Here is a 21469-nt window from a genome sequence, read left to right as displayed (position 1 = left end):
CTTGCTCGCGAAAGCGGTGTGTCAGTCGACATCTACGTTGATTGTTAAACCGTTTTCGCGAGCAAGCCCGTTCCCACACTTGGGTCAATCAAGGAGTTCGGGGCGGTTTCGGAATTGCTCAAGCGCCTCGGGATTAGCCAGGGCATCGGTGTTTTTGACCTTCTGCCCATGCACCACATTCCTCACCGCCAGTTCAACGACCTTGCCGCTGATGGTGCGCGGTATATCGGTCACCGCGACAATCTTCGCCGGCACATGCCTCGGTGTGGTGTTGGCGCGGATGACCTGGCGAATCTGTTGTTGCAGCGCTTCGTCCAGTTCGACGCCCTCGCGCAATCGCACGAACAGCACCACCCGCACGTCATCCTGCCATTGCTGACCGATGGCCACGCTGTCCAGAACCTGTGGCACTTTCTCCACCTGACGGTAGATTTCCGCGGTGCCGATGCGCACGCCGCCGGGATTGAGCACGGCGTCGGAGCGTCCGTGGATCATCATCCCGCCGTGGGGCAATTGTTCTGCGTAATCGCCTTGGGCCCAGACACCGGGGAACTGACTGAAATACGAGGCGCGAAGCTTTTCCTGCCGAGGGTCATTCCAGAACCCGATGGGGATTGCCGGAAAGTGCCGGGTGCACACCAGCTCACCTTTTTCGCCAATCACCGGCTGGCCATTGTCGTTCCAGACTTCCACCGCCATGCCCAGGCTTTTGCCTTGTATCTCGCCACGGCGTACCGGTTGCAACGGATTACCGTTCACAAAACACGAAACGATGTCGGTGCCGCCGGACATCGAGGCCAGGCACAGGTCAGGCTTGAGGTCGCGGTAGACGTAGTCGTAACTCTGCGGCGACAACGCGGAGCCGGTGCATAGCAGGGTTTTGAGGCTGCTCAGGTCGTGGCTTTCGCGAGGTTTGATGCCGCTGCTTTCCAGGGTCGCGAGGTACTTGGGGCTGGTGCCGAAGACACTGATGCGTTCGTCGTCGATCAGGTCGACCAGACGCTCGGGACCTGGATGAAATGGCGAGCCGTCGTACAGCACCACCGTGCTGTCCACGGCCAGCGCCGAGACCAGCCAGTTCCACATCATCCAGCCGCACGTGGTGTAGTAGAACAACCGGTCGCCGGGGCCGAGGTCGCAATGCAATCCGTGTTCCTTGACGTGTTGCAGCAACACGCCGCCGGTGCTGTGAATGATGCATTTCGGCACGCCGGTGGTGCCGCTGGAATAGAGGATGTACAGCGGATGCGCAAAGGGCACGGGGACGAAATCCGGCTCGCCACCCACGTCGTAGAAATCATCCCAGAGCGTCACGTTGGCCCGGGTGTGGAAATGTTCGATGCGCGCTTGCGGTCGGGCGTAAGGCACGACAATCAACTGCTGCAAGGACGGTAAGCGTTCGAGGATTTCATTGACCTTGGCCGTCTGGTCGATGTCCTTGCCGGCATAGCGGTAACCGGCGCAGGTGATCAGCACTGTCGGCTCGATCTGGCCAAAACGGTCGATTACGCCCTGGGTGCCGAAGTCCGGTGAGGAGCAGGACCAGATCGCCCCCAGGCTAGTGGTGGCGAGCATCGCCACGAGGGTTTGCCAGGTATTGGGCATGCACGCGGCCACTCGGTCGCCAACGACGACGCCAGCGGCGATCAAGCTCTGTTGAAAGCCGGCGACATGCTCCGCCAGTTCTGCCCAGGTCAGGTGTTCACGCTGGCCGTTCTCGCCGATGGCAATGACCGCCACGGCATCATCGCGACGGCGCATCAGGTGTTCGGCGAAGTTCAGGGTGGCGCCGGGAAACCATTGGGCGCTGGGCATGTGCGCGCCCTCGACCAGTACAGCGTCCGGTTGATCGTGGAAACGGATGTCGAAGAAATCGACGATAGCCTGCCAGAACGCTTCGCGCTGATCGATGGACCATTGATGCAGGGCAGGGTAGTCGTCGACGTGGAGGTTGTGTCGCTGATTGATGAAGCGCCGGAAGGCCTCCATGCGGGTCTTGCCGATGCGCTTGGCGCTGGGTTGCCAGAGGATGTCGGACATGGCTTGCCTCTTCTTCTATCTTCAGATCCATTCGCGGGCAAGCCACGCTCCCACAGGGTTTGTGTCGAACCCTAATCCAGCGCCAACCACAAAAACCTGTGGGAGCGTGGCTTGCCCGCGATGAACGATAACGCGGTCTAACGTCAGATCACTGCGCCAACCACCCACCATCAATGTTCCACGCCGCGCCACGTACCTGGCTACCGGCCTCACTGCACAAAAACAGCACCAGCTCGCCCAATTGTGGCGGCGTCACAAACTCCAGGGAAGGCTGCTTCTCGGCCAGCAAATCATGTTGCGCCTGTTTCGGGTCGATCCCTTTGGCGATGCGGTCATCAATCTGCTTCTGCACCAGTGGCGTCAGCACCCAACCTGGGCAGATGGCGTTGCAGGTGACATTGGTGGTGGCGGTTTCCAGCCCGACCACCTTGGTCAAACCGATCACCCCATGCTTGGCTGCCACGTAAGCCGCCTTGCCCACCGACCCGACCTGGCCGTGCACCGAAGCGATGTTGATGATCCGTCCCCAACCCTTGGCGCGCATGCCTGGCAGGCTCAAACGGGTGCTGTGGAACACCGACGACAGGTTGATCGAAATGATCGAATCCCAGCGCTCCACCGGGAACTCTTCCACCGGCGCCACATGCTGAATACCGGCATTGTTGACCAGGATGTCCACGCCGCCGAACTCTCGCTCGGCGTAGGCAATCATGTCGGCGATTTGCTCAGGGTTGCTCACATCAGCCGGGTGATGGCCGACCTTGCCACCGAATTGCTCAACCTCGGCAATCACCTTGGACGCATCACCGAAACCGTTGAGGATCAGATTGGCGCCAGCCTTGGCCAGGCTGAGGGCTATCCCTAAGCCGATGCCGCTGGTGGAACCGGTGACCAGTGCAGTCTTGCCCGAAAGAGTTGTCATGAATACCTCACACAATGCCAGTGGCGTAGAAAGTACCGATCACCACAAAAACCGCCAGGGTCTTGATCAGCGTAATACAGAAAATGTCTTTGTAGGCTTCACGGTGGGTCAGGCCGGTGACCGCCAGCAAGGTAATCACCGCGCCATTGTGCGGCAGGGTGTCCATGCCGCCACTGGCCATCGCGGCCACCCGGTGCAGCACTTCCAGTGGGATGTTGGCGGCGTGTGCTGCTGCGATGAAGTCATTGGCCATGGCCGCCAGCGCAATGCTCATGCCGCCCGACGCAGAACCGGTGATGCCGGCCAGCAGGGTCACGGTGATCGCTTCGTTGACCAGTGGATTGGGAATGCTTTTGAGCCAGTCGGCCAATACCAGGAAGCCCGGCAAGGAGGCGATTACCGCACCAAAGCCGTATTCCGATGCGGTGTTCATCGCCGCCAGCAACGAACCGCTGACCGCGCTTCGACTGCCTTCAGCCAACTTGCCGCGAATCGCCTGGAAGCCGAACACCAGCACCATGATGATGCCCACCAGCAACGCAGCTTGAACGGCCCAGATCGCTGTGAGTTTGGCGATGTCGGTGGTCACCGGCGCGGCCATGCCCGGCAGCGCGAGGCTGTGGGTTTTGCCGTACCACTGTGGAATCCATTGGGTAAACAGCAGGTTCATGATGCCCACCGCCAGCAGCGGCGACAGTGCAACCCATGGATTTGGCAGTTTGATGTCGGCAGCGGTTTCCGGCTCGTTGCGCAGCTCGGTGCCATAACCCTCACCGGCGCGCTGGGCCTTGTTGCGCTGGCGCTGCAGAAACAGCATGCCGACGCAGACCACGAAGATCGCGCCGATCAGGCCCAGCCAGGGCGCGGCCCAGGCGGTGGTGTTGAAGAAGGTGCTGGGGATGATGTTCTGGATTTGCGGGGTGCCGGGCAGAGCGTCCATGGTGAACGAGAATGCGCCGAGGGCGATGGTCGCCGGGATGAGACGCTTGGGAATATTGCTCTGGCGGAACATTTCAGCAGCAAACGGGTAGACCGCGAATACCACCACGAACAGCGACACGCCGCCGTAAGTCAGCAGGGCGCAGACCAGTACGATCACCAGCATCGCCTGACGCGTGCCGAGGAGGCGAATCGCCGCGGCGACGATGGAGCGCGAAAAGCCCGACAACTCGATCAGCTTGCCGAACACGGCACCGAGCAGGAACACCGGGAAATACAGTTTGATGAAGCCGACCATTTTCTCCATGAACACCCCGGTGAAAGCGGGGGCGACGGCGGAAGGGTCGGTAAGCAGAACGGCGCCGAGGGCGGCAATCGGGGCAAAGAGGATAACGCTGTAGCCACGGTAAGCCGCGAGCATTAGCAGCGTGAGGGCTGCCAAGGCAATGATCACACTCATGGTGTGTCTCCTGGATTGTTATTTTTTTAGGGTGGATCTTGGTGGGAGAGGGCTTTAGCGAGTTTCGTGCCATGCATGCAACACATTGAAATATAAGGATATTTTTTGATCGAGGCATCGGTTCTGGATTGTTTGTCTCTATTTTGAGACTTTTTCTGACTGGGCAGGCCCTTTCGCGAGCAAGCCCGCTCCCACATTTGACTGCATTCTTTTGAACGACTCGATAGAAATGTGGGAGCGGGCTTGCTCGCGAAGAGCGCGCAGCGCTCACGAGGTCATGTCTAACAATAGAGACTTATGTCTCTTTATAGAGACTCTGCAATCCCCAACGCCACCATCTTCTTGTACAACGTCGACCGCCCCAGCCCCAACCGCGCCGCCGCTTCAACCACCTTCCCGCCGCATTGCGCGAGGGCCGCTTCAATCAACTGGCGATCAAACCGCTCCCGAGCCGCACTGAACGTCTCATGCGCAACCGGTTCAATCGTGACAGACGCCACGCGCTCTACCGGTGTGAACGTCCCAATCGCCGCGCGGATATCCGCGGCATTCAGCATCAAGTCATCACTGAGCAGCGCCGCGCGCTCCAGCACGTTGCGCAGCTCGCGAATGTTCCCCGGCCAGGCATGTTGACCCAGCAGTTCCAGGGCTTCGCGGTTCAATTCGTGCTGACTGCGCAACTCCTCCAGAATCGCTTCACTGAGGGCTGGCAGGTCATCGAGTCGATCACGCAGCGGCGGGACCTGGATCGGCAACACGTTGAGGCGGTAATACAGGTCGGCGCGAAATTCACCGCGTTTGATCGCCGCTTCCAGATCCGTGGAGGTCGCGGCAATCACCCGCACATCGCTCTGGATCACTTCGTTGGACCCCACCGGTTCGAATTCCTTTTCCTGCAGTACCCGCAGCAGTTTGCTTTGCAGTGGCAACGGCATGTCGCCGATTTCATCGAGAAACAGGGTGCCGCCTTGGGCGATCTGCAACTTGCCGACACGGCCCTTGCGATCAGCGCCGGTAAACGCACCGGGTGCGGTGCCGAAGAATTCCGCTTCCAGCAACGATTCGGGAATCGCCGCGCTGTTGATGCTGACAAAGGCTTTGTGCGCGCGCGGCGAAGCGCCGTGGATCGCCTGAGCCAGCAGCTCTTTGCCGGTGCCGGTTTCACCCAGCAGCAACACCGGGGACTCGGCGCTCGCACTGCGTCGGGCACGGCGTTTGACTTCGAGGCTGGCGGCGCTGGTGCCGATAAAGTGCGCGAAGTTGTACTTGGTCTGCCGCGCCCGCAACAGCGAACGGGTGGATGCCAGTTCTTCCTGCATGCTCATGTAACGCTTGAGCATCGGCGAGAGGCTGCGCAATTCGTCGAACAGTGCAAACCCGATGGCGCCGATCACCACGCCGGCATCGTCATGAATCGGTAGGCGCATCACTACCAGCGGTTCTTTGGGGGTGTCCTGCATATCGAGCAGGATCGGCCGACCGGTGCGCACCACCTCGCGCAACAGACTGCCGGGGATCACACTTTCGCAGGCCTTGCCGATCGCCACTTCCGCCGATTCAAGACCGAATCGCCGGGCATAGCGCTCGTTCATCCAGACGATGTTCGCATCGCGGTCGACAATCACCGTGCCTTCGCTGGACTGCTCGATGATCTCGAACAGCGAACGGATGGCCAGCAGGCGAACGCGCTGGTAGTCCTTGAGGCTTTCGGTGGTGTTCATGGGCGTCATGTCCAAAATGTGTAGTGTCTGTGCGGGCCTAATCGTCGGAACGCCGCCCGGAGCAAGCTTGGCTCCTACAGGAGGCGCGGTGTGACCTGATCACCGCTGAATCTGTAGGAGCCGAGCTTGCTCGCGATTGAGGCGACTCGGTCCAGCGGCATGCACGGGATTATGCCTACCCCGGATGCGCCGCCGCCAACAGCTCCTTGGTATACGGATGCTGCGGCGATTCAAACACGTCGTGGCTGGCACCGCTTTCCACCACTTTGCCGTCCTTGATCACGATCATGTCATGAGCCAGGGCGCGCACCACCGCCAGGTCGTGGCTGATAAACAGATACGTCAGGCCATGTTTTTCCTGAAGTTGGCGGAGCAGGGCGACCACTTGTTTTTGCACCGTGCGATCCAGCGCCGAGGTCGGCTCGTCCAGCAGAATCAGCGCCGGTTTGAGCACCAGCGCCCGGGCGATGGCGATGCGTTGGCGTTGGCCGCCGGAAAACTCGTGCGGGTAGCGATGACGGCTTTGCGGGTCGAGGCCGACTTCCACCAATGCCCGAATCACTTCGGCTTTGCATTCGTCAGCCGTCAACTGGCTATGCACCTCAAGGCCTTCACTGATGATCTGCGCCACGGACATTCGCGGGCTGAGGCTGCCGAACGGGTCCTGGAACACCACCTGCATTTTCTTGCGCCACGGTCGCAGCTGTTTTTGCGTCAGGCCGTCCAGCGCTTCACCCTGAAAGCGAATGCTGCCTTCGGAGTCGAGCAAGCGCAGGATCGCCTGACCCAGCGTCGACTTGCCGGAACCGGATTCGCCCACAATGCCCAGCGTCTTGCCGCGTTGAATGTTGAGGCTGATGCCGTCCACGGCCTTCAGGTAGGTCTTGCGCTGGAACAGCCCGCCACCGAGGGCGAACTGCACCCGCAAGTCATCTACCTCAAGCACGTTCTCGCGCTCGTCCCGGGGCAGCGCTTCACCTTCCGGTTCCGCGTTCAGCAAGACGCAGCTGTAAGGATGTTTCGGTTCGGTAAACAGCGTTTCGCAAGGTGCCTGCTCGACGATTTCCCCGGCCTTCATCACGCAGACGCGTTGGGCAATGCTGCGCACCAGATTGAGGTCGTGGCTGATCAGCAGCAGCGACATGCCGAGTCGCTTCTGTAGGGATTTGAGCAGCAGAAGGATCTTGCGCTGCACTGTCACGTCCAACGCGGTGGTCGGTTCGTCGGCGATCAGCAACTCCGGTTCGCAGGCCAGGGCCATGGCGATCATCACCCGTTGCCGTTGGCCACCGGACAATTGATGGGGATAGGCCTTGAGCCGCTCTTTGGGTTTCTGAATGCCAACCAGATGCAGCAACTCGAGAATCCGCGCCTGCGCCGCTTTACCGGCCAGGCCCTTGTGCAACAGCAGGGTTTCGCCGATCTGCTTTTCGATGCTGTGCAATGGGTTGAGCGAGGTCATGGGTTCCTGGAAGATCATCGCGATGCGGTCACCCCGCAGTTCTCGCAACACCTTGGCCGGAGCGCCGACCAGCTCCTGGCCGCGATAGCGAATACTGCCCGTGGTTTCGGTGCCGGTCTCGGGCAGCAGTTGCAGGATCGAGTGAGCGGTCACCGACTTGCCGCAGCCCGACTCGCCCACCAGCGCCAGGCATTCGCCGGGGCGGATGTCCAGGCACAGGTTGCGCACCACGGTCTGGCCGCTGAAGGCCACGTTGAGGTCACGGATTTCGATCAGGTTGTTACTCATATCAACAGTCCGCGTCATGACCGGGGATCAAAGGCATCTCGCAATGCCTCCCCGATAAACACCAGTAAAGAAAGAATCAACGCCAAGGTGAAAAACGCCGTCAATCCCAGCCACGGCGCTTGCAGGTTCTGCTTGCCTTGACCGATCAACTCGCCCAGCGATGCACTGCCGGCGGGCATGCCGAAACCGAGGAAGTCCAACGCCGTGAGGGTCGAGATCGCTCCGGTCAGAATGAACGGCAGATAACTCAGGGTCGCGTTCATTGCGTTGGGCAGGATGTGCCGGACGATAACCTTGCGGTCGGTCAGGCCCAGTGCACGGGCGGCTTTGACGTATTCCAGGTTGCGTCCGCGTAGAAACTCGGCGCGCACCACGTCCACCAGGGCCAGCCAGGAAAACAGCGCCATGATCCCCAGCAGCCACCAGAAATTAGGCTCGACGAACCCCGACAGGATGATCAGCAGGTACAGCACCGGCAGTCCCGACCAAACCTCCAGCAACCGTTGACCGATCAGGTCGACCCAGCCGCCGTAATAGCCTTGCAGGGCGCCGGCAGCGATGCCGATCAGTGCGCTGACAAAGGTCAGCATCAAGGCAAACAGGATTGACACCCGAGCACCGAAAATCACTCGGGCCAACACGTCCCGCGCCTGATCGTCGGTGCCCAGCCAGTTGACCTTCGTCGGAGGGCTGGGCGCCGGTTGATTGAGGTCATAGTTCGGCGTGTCGTCGCTGAAGGGGATTGGCGGGAACAGCATCCAGCCACCGTCCTTGTTAATCAGCCTCTGTACATAATCGCTGCGGTAGTCCGCCTGGAACGGCAGCTGCCCGCCAAACTCCTGCTCGGTATGACGCTTCAGGACCGGGAAGTAGAGCGAGCCCTGATAGCTGACGATCAGCGGTTTGTCGTTGGCGATCAGCTCACCACCCAGAGTCAAGAGGAACAGGCCGACAAACAGCCACAGCGACCACCAGCCGCGACGGTTCTTCTTGAAGCGCTCGAAGCGACGACGACCTAACGGCGAGAGCTTGAACATCAGGCGTTCCTCGCGGCGAAGTCGATACGCGGGTCGACGAGGGTGTAGCAGAGATCGCCGACCAGTTTTATCAAGAGACCGAACAGCGTGAAGATGAACAGCGAACCGAACACCACCGGATAGTCCCGGGAAACCGCGGCTTCGTAACTCATGCGACCCAGTCCATCGAGCGAGAAGATCACTTCGATCAGCAGGGAGCCGGCGAAAAATACGCTGATGAACGCCTGGGGAATTCCCGAGACCACCAGCAGCATGGCGTTGCGAAACACATGACCGTAAAGCACTCGGCGTTCGCTCAGGCCCTTGGCGCGGGCGGTGACCACGTACTGGCGCGTGATTTCATTGAGGAAGGAGTTCTTGGTCAGAATGGTCAGCGTGGCGAACCCGCCGACCACCAGCGCTGTCACCGGCAGTACCAGGTGCCAGAAGTAATCGGCGATTTTGCCCACGGTCGACAGCGATTCGAAGTTGTCCGAGACCAGCCCGCGCACCGGGAACCAGTTCAGCGAGGTACCGCCGGCGAAGACCACGATCAGGAACATCGCGAACAGGAACGCCGGCATGGCGTAGCCGATGACGATCGCGGTGCTGCTCCAGATATCGAAATGGCTGCCGTGATGCACGGCCTTGCGGATGCCCAAAGGGATCGACACCAGGTAGGTGATCAGCGTCGCCCAGAGCCCGAGGGAAATGGTCACCGGCATTTTTTCCAGGATCAGGTCGGTGACGGTCGCACCGCGGAAAAAGCTCTTGCCGAAGTCCAGGCGCGCATAACTGGTGAGCATCAGCCACAGGCGTTCGTGCGCCGGTTTATCGAAGCCGTATTGCTTTTCGATGTCCTTGATCAGCTGCGGATCGAGGCCTCGACTGGATCGGGAGGTGCCGGACATACGTTCGCTGGAACCGCCGCCGACACTCGCGCCGCCGATGCCTTGCAAGTGCGCGATGGCCTGTTCCACCGGGCCGCCCGGCGCGGCCTGGACGATGATGAAGTTGACCAGAAGAATGATCACCAGCGTCGGAATGATCAGCAGCAGACGCCGCAGTATGTAAGCCCACATCAGTGCGGCCCTCCGGGTTTGCCACGGCTGATTTGCTCAGCGGTCATCTGTTGGTTGGTCAGCGGCGTGGTGCTGATTTCCCACCAGCTCTCGATCGCTTCGTCATTGCTCGCTTGCTCGTTGGGCCTGCCGAAACGATTCCACCACACGGTGGAGCTGCCCGGCGGGTAATAGTTGGGAATCCAGTAGTAGTTCCATTGCAGCACCCGGTCCAGCGCGTGGGCGTAGTGCATCATTTCGGGTTGGGTGGTGGCGCGAATCAGTCCGGCGATCAGTGTGTCGACCGCCGGATTTTTCAACACCATGTAGTTATTGGCGCCTGGGTCGTTGGCCGAGACCGAGCCGAAGTAATTGAGCAGTTCACCCCCGGGCGACGTCGTGACCGGGTAGCCGGTGACGATCATGTCGTAGTCGCGGCTCATCAGGCGATTCACGTATTGGGACGAGTCGATGCGACGGATGTTCATGTCGATGCCGATCTGTTTCAGGGTGCGCTTATAAGGCAGCAACAATCGGTCCATGCCGTTCTGGCTGACCAGGAAAGTGAAACTCAATGACTGGCCTTCGGCGTTGACCAGTTGATCGCCATCGGGTTTCCAGCCGGCCTGTTTGAGCAAATCGAGTGCCTGCAACTGTTTGTCGCGTATCACGCCACTGCCGTCGGTTTTCGGTGCCTGGAAAACCTGGGTGAACACCTCGTCGGGGATCTGCCCGCGCAGCGGTTCGAGAATCGCCAGTTCGCCGGCGTCCGGCAGGTGTCGGGCGGCGAGGTCGGTGTTGGAAAAGTAACTCTGCTGGCGGATGTACATGTCGCGCATCATCTGCCGGTTGCTCCACTCGAAATCCCATAGCATGACCAGCGCCTGACGCACTCGACGGTCCTGGAACAGCGGGTTTTGCAAATTGAACACAAAACCCTGAGCCGGTTGCGGGGCTTGGGTTGCCAGGTGCGCCTTTTGCAGGCGCCCGTCACTGAGGGCCGGGCCGTCGTAGCCGATGGAGTAAGCGGTGGCGGAGAATTCTCGGTTGTAGTCGTAGGCACCGCCGCGCAGAACCTGGCGGGCGACGTCGGTATCGCCGAAGTACTCGATGCTGAATCGATCGAAATTGTAGAGGCCTCGGCTGACCGGTAAATCCTTGCCCCACCAATCGGCGTTGCGCTCGAAGGTGATGCTGCGACCGGAGTCGACCTTGCCTACCCTGTAGGGGCCGCTGCCCAACGGGGGCTCGTAACCGCCCCCATTGGCGAAGTCGCGAGTCTTCCACCAATGCTCGGGAAGCACCGGCAAGGTCGCGATATCCAGGGGCAGGGTACGGTTTTCATTGCTTTTAAAGTCGAATCGAACCGTCAGAGGTGATTCCACTTCGACGCCTTTGACGTCGGCAAATTGAGTGCGATAACGCAGGCTGCCCTGGGTCATCAACAGGTTGAAGGTGTAGCGCACGTCTTCGGCCGTAATCGGTTTGCCGTCGGCGAAACGGGCCTTGGGGTTGAGGTAGAAGCGCAGGAACAAACCGTCGTCCGAGCGCTCCATCTTCTGAGCCACCAGGCCGTACACGGTGTAAGGCTCGTCCAGTGAACGCTGGGCGAGGGGCGAGTAAAGCAGGCCGTCGATCTGTGTGACGCCAATGCCTTTATCGATGTAGGGCAACATATGATCGAAATGACCGATTTCGACGGCCGAGCGGCGCATCGTGCCACCCTTGGGGGCTTGTGGGTTTGTGTAGGCAAAATGACTAAAGCCGGCAGGATACTTCGCCGGTTCACCGTACACGGTCAACGCATGTTGCGGTGCTGCAGTCACACCGGTGACGCTCAATAACAGAGCCACGGCAGTGAACAATAAAGTAGGGAACGCCAGTCGCATTGTCAGCCTTAGAGCCGGGTGGTCAATAACCGCAATTTGTACGCTAGCGGCGCGTCCCTCGCCACCCGTATCACGTATCCGAAACACAACGGCCCGCCAAAAGGCGGGCCGTTGAGCAGAAAACTTCAGGCTTGATCAGTCCTGACGGCTGGTCACTTCCAGCAGGTGGTAACCGAACTGGGTCTTGACCGGGCCTTGCACCACGTTGATCGGTGCGCTGAAGACCACGGTGTCGAATTCCTTGACCATCTGGCCTGGACCGAACGAACCCAGATCACCGCCCTGGCGGCTGGACGGGCAAGTGGAGTTGGCTTTGGCGACTTCGGCGAAATCAGCGCCGCCTTCGATTTGGGCTTTCAATTCGTTGCACTTGGCTTCGCTGGCAACGAGGATGTGACGGGCAGTGGCTTTAGCCATGGTGAAATACTCCTTTCAATGTTCAGTAAAGTGCGGAGCCTACCGGATTCAGTGGTCTATTTCTTCTCAAAGTTCCGTACAGCTTATGCAGGCCGGTACGGTGTTCCTTTATAGGCCGGCATTTCTCAGGCGCTCGGCATGCTGCACATACAGGGCAATCGGGTCGATGCCCTTGCGCAACGGACCGGCGGTCTGGCTGAGGCTGTCCAGATGATCCAGCGGGTAGTCGGACCGGATGACTTTGCCCAAATGGGAGCTGTAGCGGCCAACCAGGCCATCGTTCTGCTCGGGTTCGGTGGTGAAGTAGTGGGAAAAGGCGCGGAGGAACCCGTGCAGCGGACTCAGGGCATCAAGCCCTTTGTCGAGGAGATCGCCCTGCAGGGTGCCGCTCCAGGAGTAATAACGTACGCCGTCGACCAGTTCGCGACCCTTGCCCCCCCAGGTTTTCGGCAAGCCCTGCGGGTATTTGTCGTTGAACGCGCCTACACCTTCGGTGGTCAGGGCATTCAGCGCGGCGATGGCGTTCTGTGGCAGGTGACGGTGGCCGCTAAGCAACGATAGAAAGTCTGCAAACAACGTTGCAACTGTCGAGGCGACGTGTTCCGGCAGGCGCCCGGGCGTCAGCGCCTTGCGCAAGAAGTCGGCCAGTTCCGAGCCGTGATTCGGTCCGCTGACGGAGGTTACCGAAGCAATTATTTGCGGCGCCGTCGCCGCCGCATAACGTGCAGCGAGTGCGCCCTGGCTGTGGCCGATCAGGTTGACTTTATTCGCACCGGTTCCGTCCAGTACACGTTCGATCTGCGCCAGAAGCTGGTCGCCGCGAGCTTCGTTGCTATGGGTAGCCGACAAGTGCGGGATAAACACTCTTGCGCCTGCACTCCTGAGTGCCTGCTTGACGTCACGAAAGAGTTCGATCTTGCCGATGCGGTCGAAGCCGAAGAGCCCGTGGACCAATAGGATCGGATACTGAGTAGTTGCATTCCGTAGCATGTTCTTTCCTTTTTCGCAGTCGTTCAGAGGTGTGTTGATGGGCTCACTCTAAAGCACACCCGCTGTTCGGCGTTGTATGAAAAAGCCGCTGCAACCTGATGAAAACGGAATAGAAAATGTACGAAAGTTCGAAAGTAGATGAGGTCTTGTTCGGAATATTTGGACATCTTTTGATCTGTAACAGAGCGCTTTTCTGCGATGGCCTACTTCGGGAACATCCTTTGCCTGTGAGTCGTGTCTCAATTCCGACGTCCAGTCCTCGATAGGAGGACTGGACGAGGGTGTGGCTCACGCCGATTGTTGATCCCTGTTCTGGGCTCTGAGCCGGTCGGCTGCCTGGCGCAACAATGACTCCGTCCCGCTCCAGCCAAGGCAGCCGTCCGTGACGGACACGCCGTAACGCATGGACGGGCTCAGCGGTTGGCAGCCTTCGAACAGGTGACTCTCGATCATCATGCCGATCAGTGATCGATCACCTTGCAGGCGCTGTTCAAGCACATCGTTAAACACCGCTGGCTGACGCAACGGGTCTTTGCCGCTGTTGGCATGGCTGCAGTCGACCATGATCCGGGCCGGGATCTTCAGTTGGGTCAAATCGCTGTTCACTTGGGCGATGCTGTCGCGGTTGTAGTTCGGCCCGCGATGTCCGCCACGCAGCACCAGGTGGGTGTCGGAGTTGCCCGGCGTTTGAATGATTGCCGGATGACCCTGGCTGTCGACACCGAAATGGCGATGCGGATGGGCGGCAGAGCGCATGGCGTCGCTGGCCACACCGACACCACCATCGGTGCCGTTCTTGAAGCCGACCGGCATGTTCAGGCCGCTGGCCATTTCACGGTGGATCTGCGATTCGGTGGTGCGAGCGCCAATGGCGACCCAGCTCAGCAGATCGTCGAAGTAGCCGGCAGCCATCGGTTGCAGCAGTTCGGTGGCAATCGGCAGTCCCAGGCGGAGCATTTCGCGCATCAACTCGCGGGACAGCGTCAAGCCGCCGGCCATGTCATCGCTGCCATCCAGATGGGGATCGTAGGCCAGGCCTTTCCAGCCGACCGTGGTGCGGGGTTTTTCGACGTAGGCGCGCATTACCAGCAGCATTTCATCACTGACGTCGGCGGCGAGGCGGGCGAGGTTGCCGGCGTATTCTAGGGCGGACTGAGGATCGTGGATCGAGCAGGGACCGACGATGACCAGCAGACGGGAGTCTTCACCGTTGAGGATCGCGCGAACCGCCTGGCGGTGGGCGGCGACTTGCTGGCTCAGGGCGTTGCTGAGTGGCAGTTGCTGTTTGAGTTGCAATGAGCTGGGCAGGCGCAGGGTCAGCGCTTCATTGGCAGGGCTCAAGGTGGACAGCGGCAGAGCAGAGACGGACGAGTTCATATTCGGGCTTCCTGGGCTGGCGGCGGGTTCGTTCCCGCGCGCTCGGCCCTACTGGGGTGTTCGACAATTGGCCGGATTGGCTGCGTGTGTGTGCTTGCCACCTGTGGGTGACCGATCGGAGGCGGCAGGCTGTCCCGAGCGGAGGCTGCTAAATCGCCAGGCGGTAAAACTGTCGTAACGGTAATAAGTGGCGTAGTTCATTGTTGAATCCTCTGATTGTCTGGTGTGTCGCTAAAAATGTGCGGGGCTGAAAAAACAAAACCCCCGGTCGGGAAGCCGACCGGGGGTTGAGAATTCTCTGGTGGCGACCCGTTTAAAGTGGGCGCCGTGTGGGTATCAGGCGCGCCAGTGGCTAAACCAATACCCAAAATAAAAGCTGACCGGAGCACAAACGTCATTCACCCGGGCAGCCGCCATCGAGCGCAGGGCGCTGACGGTACGAAGCTGTGAGAGGGTGCTGGACATGGTCTTTCTCCGATAAGTGCGCCGAGCTTACGCGAGGCCGGTACGTGGTTTCAATCAGAAAATGCTATCGATCGCCGACGGCATTTTCTATCGCTTGAGTGCGTCGCCGGTTGTGACACACTTTGTGCTTCACATTCATGAACGTCATAAGGACGAACCATGACGCCACTGATCATCGCCGCTGCTCAATCGATCTCCATCGCCGGTGACCTTGCCGCAAACATTGTGTGGCATCAGCGCTTCATGCAAGTTGCCGCAGAGCAGGGCGTGCAATTGTTGGTGTTCCCGGAGTTATCGCTGACCGGGTACGAGCGTGGGCTTGCGGCTGAATTGGCCATTGCGCCAGATGCCGAGGTCCTGCAACCGCTACGGGATTTCGCGCGGGAAGTCGGTGTGACGACAGTCGTCGGGATGCCGATTCGCCTGTCGGAGGATTCGCCCGTATTGATTGGGGCGCTGGTGTTGGGCGCTGATGGATCGCTCGAGATCTACAGCAAGCAACATCTGCATCCGGGCGAGGAAGTGGCATTTGCACCGGGAACCGGCGGTTCGACCCTGACCGTAGGTGCCGATACGGTCGCATTGGCGGTGTGCGCGGACTTCTCTCACGCCAGTCATGCCGCCGCAGCGGCGCAGCAAGGCGCCGATCTCTATGCGGCGGGCGTGCTGATCACGGAAAACGGCTACGCCCCGGATACCGCGTTGTTGCAAGGCTACGCCAGCGCTCATTCGATGACGGTCCTGATGGCCAACCATGGCGGTGCAACGGGTGGCTGGGAGTCGGCAGGACGCAGCGCGATCTGGGCGTCGGACGGTTCGCTGATTGCGGCCGCACCGGGTACGGGTAACCTGATGGTCGTCGCTCGACGCAACGCTGACGGCTGGAAAGGGCAAACAGTGGAGGTTGCGCAGGGGTGATGGTATTTAATTTACGCCCGGCGACATCCCGGGACCTCGACTTCGCTCGTGAACTGACCCGCAACAACATGCTCCGCTATTACATACAGCACGATCTGCTGTGGCAGGACGAAGGGTTCGACGTGGGCTGGACCGGGCGCGAGAACTGGTTGATTGTGAGTGGCAGTACGGTGCTGGGCTTTTTCAGTCTGAGTCGTGACGCTAAAGCCCTGTACATCCGCGAATTGCATGTCCTCGAAGCGTTTCGAGGGCAGGGCGCCGGTTCCTGGGCGATTGATCAGGTCTTCGCCATGGCGTGCAAGGAACGGCGTCCGGCATTGCGTTTGACGGTATTTGAAAATAATCCCGCGCAAGTGTTGTATGAGAGAAAGGGGTTGAAGGTGGTCGGCACAGACGCGTGTTTCCTGAGAATGCAGCGTGATATCGATGCCTCGCCCGGCTGAAACACGCATACGACAAGCCTTTCAAGATGTATTGAAACTTTTTATATGATGCTTGCCGCTAGGTCTGCCAGTTGCTTTTTGCTAAGGTGTCGGCAACCCAATAAGACCATTTCGCGAGGTGTCTGCTTGATTAGGGTGCTAGTAGTCGATGATCATGATCTCGTTCGTACAGGCATAACACGAATGCTGGCTGACATCGATGGCCTGCAAGTAGTCGGCCAGGCTGAGTCAGGCGAAGAATCCCTGCTCAAGGCGCGTGAGTTGAAACCCGATGTGGTGCTGATGGACGTCAAGATGCCCGGCATCGGCGGTCTTGAAGCCACACGCAAATTATTGCGCAGTCATCCGGATATCAAAGTCGTCGCGGTCACCGTGTGCGAAGAAGATCCGTTTCCGACGCGGTTGTTGCAGGCAGGGGCCGCGGGCTATCTGACCAAGGGTGCCGGGTTGCCGGAAATGGTCCAGGCCATCCGCCTGGTGTTTGCCGGGCAGCGCTACATCAGCCCGCAAATTGCACAGCAACTGGCGATCAAATCCTTCCAGCCGACCAATGATTCGCCTTTCGACGCCTTGTCGGAGCGGGAAATCCAGATCGCGCTGATGATTGTCGGCTGTCAGAAGGTCCAGATCATTTCCGACAAACTGTGTCTTTCGCCAAAAACCGTGAACACTTACCGTTACCGCATTTTCGAAAAGCTTTCGATCAGCAGTGATGTCGAGTTGACGCTGTTGGCGGTTCGTCACGGCATGGTCGATGCCAGCCTCTGAAAATGACTGAAGTCTTCGATCCAAGCGCCTTTCTGTCGACGGTCAGTGGGCGTCCCGGTGTGTATCGCATGTTCGACAGCGAGGCACGCCTGCTCTACGTCGGCAAGGCCAAGAACCTCAAGAATCGCCTGTCGAGTTACTTCCGCAAATCCGGTCTTGCGCCCAAGACCGCGGCGCTGGTCGCGCGTATCGCTCAGGTCGAAACGACGATTACGGCCAATGAAACCGAAGCCTTGCTGCTTGAGCAGACGCTGATCAAGGAGTGGCGCCCGCCCTACAACATCCTGCTGCGCGACGATAAATCCTACCCTTACGTCTTTCTCTCGGATGGTCAGTTCCCTCGCTTGAGCATCCATCGCGGTGCAAAAAAGGCCAAGGGCAAGTATTTCGGCCCTTATCCCAGTGCCGGTGCGATTCGCGAAAGCCTGAGCCTGCTGCAGAAGACGTTTTTCGTTCGTCAGTGCGAAGACAGCTATTACAAGAACCGCACGCGTCCTTGCCTGCAATACCAGATCAAACGCTGCAAGGCGCCCTGTGTCGGGCTGGTGGAGCCCGAGGTGTATGCCGAAGACGTACGACACTCGGTGATGTTCCTTGAGGGGCGCAGCAATGCGCTGACGGATGAGTTGTCCGCAGGAATGGAAGAGGCGGCGATCAACCTCGAGTTCGAGCGTGCGGCCGAGCTGCGGGATCAGATTTCATTACTGCGCCGGGTCCAGGACCAGCAAAGCATGGAAGGCGGGACGGGCGATGTCGACGTGATCGCAGCGTACGTCAATCCGGGTGGTGCCTGCGTTCATTTGATCAGTGTGCGTGGCGGGCGGGTGTTGGGGAGCAAGAACTTCTTTCCGCAGGTGGGTATTGAAGAGGACGTTTCTGAAGTCATGGCGGCGTTTCTCGGCCAGTACTTCATCAGCAGTCCCGAGCGCGACTTGCCCAGCGAACTGATCGTCAACGTGGTTCACGAAGACTTTCCGACCCTGATCGCGGCCATCGATGAGCTGCGCGGTCGCGAACTGACCATCAGTCACAGGGTTCGTGGTACGCGAGCACGCTGGCAACAGTTGGCGGTCACCAATGCCGAGCAGGCCCTGGGAGCGCGACTGGCTAACCGTCAACACGTTGCTGCACGTTTCGATGCCTTGGCGGAAGTGTTGAATCTGGATGAGCCACCACAGCGCCTGGAGTGTTATGACATCAGTCACTCCAGCGGCGAAGCGACCGTGGCATCCTGCGTGGTGTTCGGTCCCGAAGGCCCGATCAAGTCCGACTACCGTCGCTACAACATTGAAGGCGTCACCCCGGGCGATGACTACGCCGCGATGCATCAGGCCCTGACCCGACGCTTCAGCAAACTGAAGGACGGGGAGGGCAAGCTGCCGGACATTTTGCTGGTGGACGGTGGCAAGGGGCAGCTGTCCATGGCCCGCGACGTGCTCAATGAATTGGCCGTGCCTGATCTGATTCTGCTGGGCGTCGCCAAGGGCGCCACGCGCAAGGCCGGTTTCGAAACCTTGTACCTGAATGATGCTGCCCACGAATTCACCTTGCGCGGTGATTCCCCCGCGCTGCATTTGATCCAGCAGATACGCGACGAAGCTCACCGTTTCGCGATTACCGGCCACCGCGCCCGTCGTGGGAAAACTCGCCGCACGTCTACACTTGAAGGCGTTGCTGGCGTCGGACCGACACGTCGCCGCGATTTGTTGAAACATTTTGGTGGATTGCAGGAGCTGTCTCGTGCCAGCATCGAAGAGATCGCCAAAGCACCCGGGATCAGTAAAAAGCTCGCAGAGTTGATTTATGCCAATCTGCACAGCGAGTAGAATGCCCCCTCACCTCGTAGCCAGTTGTGCCGATGAATATCCCTAATCTGATTACCGTACTACGCGTCCTGCTCATTCCGATCTTCATTTTACTGTTCTACCTGCCGTATCAATGGAGCTACCTGGCGTCCGCCTCGGTGTTCGCATTTGCCGCCGCCACAGACTGGCTGGACGGGTATCTGGCCCGCCGACTGGAACAAAGCACACCGTTCGGGGCTTTCCTCGATCCTGTGGCTGACAAGCTGATGGTCGCTGTTGCGCTGGTATTGCTGGTGCAAGAACATGGCAACCTGTGGCTCACACTGCCGGCCGCCGTGATCATCGGTCGCGAGATTGTCGTCTCGGCACTTCGCGAATGGATGGCCGAACTCGGCGCCCGCGCTCACGTCGCGGTGTCGAACCTGGGCAAATGGAAGACCGCCGCGCAAATGCTGGCGCTGGTGATCCTGCTGGCCAATCCGTCGGATTTCACGTTCTGGGTGCTGCTGGGTTACGCCTTGCTGCTGATATCCGCGGGCCTGACGTTGTGGTCCATGGTCCAGTATTTACGGGCTGCCTGGCCGCATCTGAAGACCGACGTGGAAAAGAAATAAACTTTTTTGAATCAAGGGGTTGACGGGGCTTCTGGATTCTATAGAATGCGCCACACCAAGACGCGGGAATAGCTCAGTTGGTAGAGCACGACCTTGCCAAGGTCGGGGTCGCGAGTTCGAGTCTCGTTTCCCGCTCCAAGCATTAAAAAATGGATCTCTGAAAAGAGGTCCATTTTTTTTCGTCCAAAGAAAAGTTTTTCTTTGCCGAGTTCCTCCTGAAAGCACGCTCGTGGCTGCCATTGCGATAGCGTGGGGCTGCTGTTTGTCCCCTCTCTGGTCGGGCATCTGCTACTTGGCATCGAACTGACCGGTGTCATCGTCCGCGTGGCCGGCATCGCTCTCATCGCCTTGGCGGTCGCCTGCTGGCCCGGCCCACCCATGCTCGGCATGTTGATCTATAACGCAGCCGTTGCGCTGTATCTCACCTACGTTGGCTTCTGCGGCGACGCGAGAGGGGGTCTCTTGTGGCCAGTGGTCATCTTGCACGCAGTGATGATGGTACTTTTGATACGTGCAATGACGAGGAAGGTCACGCATTGAGCTCCGTCATTATCGGCGCCATCTGCCTGCCTGTTCGCTACCGCGGTGATAAGAATGCTGCTGCACATGCGATTACCGATTCATCACCTGGATGTCGAGTCCAAAGAGGGCGCGCCGGGTCGGGCGTTTTTTCGCACAACAGTACGGTTTCGTATTGGGTCAAGTACTCGGCCACCCGGTCTCGGAAATCGGGCAAGACGGCTATGAGACCGATGCGCCCTTTGTTCGTGCCCGCCATGGTGTTTGCCTTTTTGCTGCTCGCCGGTTGTGCCTCTACGCCGAACGATCCGACCCTGACCTTGCAGACCAGCAAGACCCCGGCCCAATACGCCGACTGCGTCGTACCGAAATTGCAGGGCAGTGCGTTGAATCCGACTGTCTCGCAGACCCAGCGCAGCTACCGGATCATCGTGCCGAGCAAAGTCTCGGCGGATAACGTGCTGGAAGCCTATAAGGCCGGGAACGGCGGCAAGGTGTTCATCTACGAACGACATTTGCTGGCTTCGAACTTCCTGCCTTCAAGTTTTGAACGCGCCGCGCAGGATTGCATCTGATCCTGGCCCGTAAACGCTTCTCACCGTGCTCCTTTGGTTGGCAGCAACCAACCAGTTTTTTGCCCCGCACCGGATTCGGTGGCGGGGCTTTTTTTCGTCTGCTGCCTCATCCTGATTAAGGTGTACACCTGCTGGCTTCTATCAGGAGGCTGCAATGTCCCACGTCAACATTATCTGGGTAATGGCCGCATCAATGACCTCATGCGGCGTGTTATCACGAGCGAGGATGGAAATGCCCTGCAAGAAACTGTCGAACACCGCAGCCATCGCGGGCGCGTGAGTATTGCCCGGCAACTGACCGGCACTGACTCCCCGCTCGACACAAGCCAAAATCCCCGCGCGCGTCCGGGCGCGAGATTGGGTCAGGGCATCGACCACCCGAGCATTCTCCGGGCTGGGTGCGCTCATTACACCGAGGGTCACCATGCAGCCCTTTGGATGACTGTCCTCACACTGCATGCGCGCCGACTGGCGTAGCGCAGTCTCGATGGCCTGGCGTGGCGGCAGGCTCTCGTCCCACAGACATTCGGTGACCTGAGCGAAGGTCGCCAGGTAACGCTGCACACACTCATCAAACAACGCTTCCTTGGAACCGAACGCTGCGTAAAAACTTGGTGCGGAAATCCCTCTGCCCAGTCCGGCTTTCAACTTTGCGAGCGAGGTCGCGTCGTAGCCGTGTTGCCAAAACAAGTGCATGGCCTGTTCCACAGCGTGGTCGCGGTCGAAGGTACGGGGGCGGCCCATTTGCGCCATTTCAAGGCTCCTCTGGATGACGAGATA

General features: G+C 59.4%; 19 protein-coding genes and 1 tRNA gene. 8 read left to right on the top strand and 12 right to left on the bottom strand.

Annotated elements, in window-relative coordinates:
• Positions 1-84: 84 nt before the first annotated feature.
• The 11 genes from KGB03_RS10790 to KGB03_RS10740 all read right to left on the bottom strand — a co-directional run bounded on the left by KGB03_RS10790 (position 85) and on the right by KGB03_RS10740 (position 14582).
• Entirely contained in the window at positions 85-2040 is a 1956-nt protein-coding gene (locus KGB03_RS10790; protein WP_223527053.1) for an acetoacetate--CoA ligase, read from the bottom strand.
• A gap of 148 nt (positions 2041-2188) precedes the next feature.
• A complete protein-coding gene (hbdH, locus tag KGB03_RS10785) occupies positions 2189-2962 on the bottom strand; it encodes a 3-hydroxybutyrate dehydrogenase (RefSeq protein ID WP_223527052.1) in 774 nt (257 codons plus the stop codon).
• Between the two features lie 7 nt (positions 2963-2969).
• Positions 2970-4361: a GntP family permease gene (locus KGB03_RS10780; RefSeq protein ID WP_192408005.1), complete on the bottom strand. Its 1392-nt coding sequence runs from the start codon at positions 4359-4361 to the stop codon at positions 2970-2972.
• 305 nt (positions 4362-4666) lie between these two features.
• Positions 4667-6082 (bottom strand): sigma-54 interaction domain-containing protein, encoded by a 1416-nt coding sequence (locus tag KGB03_RS10775; protein WP_223527051.1) that lies wholly within the window; start codon positions 6080-6082, stop codon positions 4667-4669.
• A 175-nt stretch (positions 6083-6257) separates the two neighbouring features.
• Entirely contained in the window at positions 6258-7832 is a 1575-nt protein-coding gene (locus KGB03_RS10770; RefSeq protein ID WP_223527050.1) for an ABC transporter ATP-binding protein, read from the bottom strand.
• Positions 7833-7846: 14 nt separating this feature from the next.
• The gene (locus KGB03_RS10765; protein WP_218537125.1) at positions 7847-8869 is read right to left on the bottom strand and encodes an ABC transporter permease; all 1023 of its coding nucleotides are present in this window, start codon (positions 8867-8869) and stop codon (positions 7847-7849) included.
• The gene (locus KGB03_RS10760; RefSeq protein ID WP_111449803.1) at positions 8869-9930 is read right to left on the bottom strand and encodes a microcin C ABC transporter permease YejB; all 1062 of its coding nucleotides are present in this window, start codon (positions 9928-9930) and stop codon (positions 8869-8871) included. Before KGB03_RS10760 ends, KGB03_RS10765 begins: the two co-directional genes overlap by 1 nt.
• Complete coding sequence (locus KGB03_RS10755) at positions 9930-11798, bottom strand: extracellular solute-binding protein (protein ID WP_218537124.1); 1869 nt, start codon at positions 11796-11798, stop codon at positions 9930-9932. Before KGB03_RS10755 ends, KGB03_RS10760 begins: the two co-directional genes overlap by 1 nt.
• 135 nt (positions 11799-11933) lie before the next feature.
• Positions 11934-12215, bottom strand: coding sequence for a peptidylprolyl isomerase (locus KGB03_RS10750; protein WP_008150918.1), 282 nt, complete (start codon positions 12213-12215; stop codon positions 11934-11936).
• Between the two features lie 108 nt (positions 12216-12323).
• Complete coding sequence (locus tag KGB03_RS10745) at positions 12324-13205, bottom strand: esterase/lipase family protein (protein WP_111449801.1); 882 nt, start codon at positions 13203-13205, stop codon at positions 12324-12326.
• Positions 13206-13493: 288 nt separating this feature from the next.
• Positions 13494-14582 carry a 3-deoxy-7-phosphoheptulonate synthase gene (locus KGB03_RS10740; protein ID WP_218537122.1) on the bottom strand — a complete coding sequence of 363 codons (1089 nt, stop codon included), beginning with the start codon at positions 14580-14582 and terminating at the stop codon, positions 13494-13496.
• Between the two features lie 624 nt (positions 14583-15206).
• Here KGB03_RS10740 and KGB03_RS10735 point away from each other — a divergent pair.
• From KGB03_RS10735 to KGB03_RS10700, 8 genes are all read left to right on the top strand, one after another.
• Positions 15207-15965 carry a carbon-nitrogen hydrolase family protein gene (locus KGB03_RS10735; protein WP_218537121.1) on the top strand — a complete coding sequence of 253 codons (759 nt, stop codon included), beginning with the start codon at positions 15207-15209 and terminating at the stop codon, positions 15963-15965.
• Positions 15965-16408 (top strand): GNAT family N-acetyltransferase, encoded by a 444-nt coding sequence (locus tag KGB03_RS10730; RefSeq protein WP_218537120.1) that lies wholly within the window; start codon positions 15965-15967, stop codon positions 16406-16408. Before KGB03_RS10735 ends, KGB03_RS10730 begins: the two co-directional genes overlap by 1 nt.
• A 126-nt stretch (positions 16409-16534) precedes the next feature.
• A complete protein-coding gene (gene uvrY, locus KGB03_RS10725) occupies positions 16535-17176 on the top strand; it encodes a UvrY/SirA/GacA family response regulator transcription factor (protein WP_008015884.1) in 642 nt (213 codons plus the stop codon).
• 2 nt (positions 17177-17178) lie between these two features.
• Positions 17179-19002 (top strand): excinuclease ABC subunit UvrC, encoded by a 1824-nt coding sequence (gene uvrC / locus KGB03_RS10720; RefSeq protein WP_218537119.1) that lies wholly within the window; start codon positions 17179-17181, stop codon positions 19000-19002.
• A 32-nt stretch (positions 19003-19034) separates the two neighbouring features.
• Positions 19035-19595, top strand: a complete 561-nt coding sequence (gene pgsA, locus KGB03_RS10715; RefSeq protein WP_008150904.1) for a CDP-diacylglycerol--glycerol-3-phosphate 3-phosphatidyltransferase — start codon at positions 19035-19037, stop codon at positions 19593-19595.
• Between the two features lie 62 nt (positions 19596-19657).
• Positions 19658-19733 (top strand) — tRNA-Gly (locus tag KGB03_RS10710).
• 111 nt (positions 19734-19844) lie between these two features.
• Positions 19845-20135 (top strand): hypothetical protein, encoded by a 291-nt coding sequence (locus KGB03_RS10705; protein ID WP_223527049.1) that lies wholly within the window; start codon positions 19845-19847, stop codon positions 20133-20135.
• Positions 20136-20347: 212 nt separating this feature from the next.
• Positions 20348-20689 carry a hypothetical protein gene (locus KGB03_RS10700; RefSeq protein ID WP_223527048.1) on the top strand — a complete coding sequence of 114 codons (342 nt, stop codon included), beginning with the start codon at positions 20348-20350 and terminating at the stop codon, positions 20687-20689.
• Positions 20690-20830: 141 nt separating this feature from the next.
• Here KGB03_RS10700 and KGB03_RS10695 read toward each other — a convergent pair whose 3' ends face one another.
• Positions 20831-21442, bottom strand: coding sequence for a TetR/AcrR family transcriptional regulator (locus KGB03_RS10695; RefSeq protein ID WP_192408130.1), 612 nt, complete (start codon positions 21440-21442; stop codon positions 20831-20833).
• Between the last annotated feature and the right edge of the window lie 27 nt (positions 21443-21469).

Origin of the sequence: Pseudomonas sp. BF-B-26 (genome assembly GCF_019956495.1) — a bacterium.
Classification (GTDB): Bacteria; Pseudomonadota; Gammaproteobacteria; order Pseudomonadales; family Pseudomonadaceae; genus Aquipseudomonas.
This window is presented reverse-complemented; position numbering and strand designations above follow the sequence as displayed.

Bases quoted from the DNA above. Each gene is read 5' to 3' on its own strand.
- KGB03_RS10790 (WP_223527053.1), bottom strand. From the start codon at position 2,040: ATGTCCGACATCCTCTGGCAACCCAGCGCCAAGCGCATCGGCAAGACC.
- uvrC (WP_218537119.1), top strand. From the start codon at position 17,179: ATGACTGAAGTCTTCGATCCAAGCGCCTTTCTGTCGACGGTCAGTGGG.
- KGB03_RS10770 (WP_223527050.1), bottom strand. From the start codon at position 7,832: ATGAGTAACAACCTGATCGAAATCCGTGACCTCAACGTGGCCTTCAGC.
- KGB03_RS10730 (WP_218537120.1), top strand. From the start codon at position 15,965: ATGGTATTTAATTTACGCCCGGCGACATCCCGGGACCTCGACTTCGCT.
- KGB03_RS10740 (WP_218537122.1), bottom strand. From the start codon at position 14,582: ATGAACTCGTCCGTCTCTGCTCTGCCGCTGTCCACCTTGAGCCCTGCC.
- KGB03_RS10775 (WP_223527051.1), bottom strand. From the start codon at position 6,082: ATGAACACCACCGAAAGCCTCAAGGACTACCAGCGCGTTCGCCTGCTG.
- hbdH (WP_223527052.1), bottom strand. From the start codon at position 2,962: ATGACAACTCTTTCGGGCAAGACTGCACTGGTCACCGGTTCCACCAGC.
- pgsA (WP_008150904.1), top strand. From the start codon at position 19,035: ATGAATATCCCTAATCTGATTACCGTACTACGCGTCCTGCTCATTCCG.
- KGB03_RS10695 (WP_192408130.1), bottom strand. From the start codon at position 21,442: ATGGCGCAAATGGGCCGCCCCCGTACCTTCGACCGCGACCACGCTGTG.
- KGB03_RS10700 (WP_223527048.1), top strand. From the start codon at position 20,348: ATGCGCCCTTTGTTCGTGCCCGCCATGGTGTTTGCCTTTTTGCTGCTC.
- KGB03_RS10735 (WP_218537121.1), top strand. From the start codon at position 15,207: ATGACGCCACTGATCATCGCCGCTGCTCAATCGATCTCCATCGCCGGT.
- KGB03_RS10765 (WP_218537125.1), bottom strand. From the start codon at position 8,869: ATGTTCAAGCTCTCGCCGTTAGGTCGTCGTCGCTTCGAGCGCTTCAAG.
- KGB03_RS10760 (WP_111449803.1), bottom strand. From the start codon at position 9,930: ATGTGGGCTTACATACTGCGGCGTCTGCTGCTGATCATTCCGACGCTG.
- KGB03_RS10780 (WP_192408005.1), bottom strand. From the start codon at position 4,361: ATGAGTGTGATCATTGCCTTGGCAGCCCTCACGCTGCTAATGCTCGCG.
- KGB03_RS10750 (WP_008150918.1), bottom strand. From the start codon at position 12,215: ATGGCTAAAGCCACTGCCCGTCACATCCTCGTTGCCAGCGAAGCCAAG.
- KGB03_RS10745 (WP_111449801.1), bottom strand. From the start codon at position 13,205: ATGCTACGGAATGCAACTACTCAGTATCCGATCCTATTGGTCCACGGG.
- KGB03_RS10755 (WP_218537124.1), bottom strand. From the start codon at position 11,798: ATGCGACTGGCGTTCCCTACTTTATTGTTCACTGCCGTGGCTCTGTTA.